Here is an 846-nt window from a genome sequence, read left to right on the forward strand (position 1 = left end):
TGCTAGTTTGAGAAAGGCGAGTGCCCTTAGGTTGAGGCACTCCCAGTCCTTAGCCAGGCGGCGACATCGACCGAGCCAAGCAAAGGTTCTCTCAACAACCCAACGGCGTGGCAGGAGCACAAAGCCCTTGGCCTGATCGGAGCGCTTGACGATCTCGACATTGACCTGTGCGATTGCCTTCTTCAAGCTCTTCTGAAACTGCGGCCCCTGATAGCCGCCATCGGCATAAAGTTTCAGCAGGAAGGGATAACGCCCGAACAGCGTGGCCATCACCACCACCCCACCTTCGCGATCCTGGATATCGGCGGCATGAACGAGCGCGTGCATCAGGAAGCCTTGGGTATCGACGAGAATATGCCGCTTCTTGCCCTTGATCTCAGCGCAAACGCAGTTTGTCGCGGTTTTGCCTGCATCGTAGCCATGCGGGTCGATCCAGAGCCCCCTTTTTCCGCGCTTTTGACGCTCTGGCTGTCAATAATGGCGGCGGTTGGGGATGCCTCGCGGCCGGCCTGTTCCCGGCAGGCGACATAAAGCGCTTCATGAATGCGATCGAGCGTGTGGTCCCACGTCCACAGGTCGAAATAGTCATAGACTGTCGAGCGCGGCGGCAGATCCTTCGGGATCGCCCGCCATTGGCAGCCGTCGACAGCACATACATCAACCCGTTGACCACTTCACGCAAGTCCACCCGTCGCTTGCCGCCACCCTTCTTGCCCGGCGGGATCAGCGGTTCAATCAGCGCCCATTCCTCATCGGTCAGGTCACTCGGATAGCGCAACAGGTCACGGTTGTAGCGCGCGCGGTTCGTAACAGTCCACATCAGCATCTTCCTTTTCGACGCAGTTG

Annotated in this window: 1 pseudogene; it reads right to left on the reverse strand. The window is 58.7% G+C overall.

The window, feature by feature from the left end:
• Positions 1–820: pseudogene (locus IEX53_RS23630) on the reverse strand (IS5 family transposase); the annotation flags it as partial.
• Positions 821–846: the final 26 nt, after the last annotated feature.

The organism is Paramesorhizobium endophyticum (genome assembly GCF_014640615.1).
Taxonomy (GTDB): Bacteria; Pseudomonadota; Alphaproteobacteria; order Rhizobiales; family Rhizobiaceae; genus Paramesorhizobium; species Paramesorhizobium endophyticum.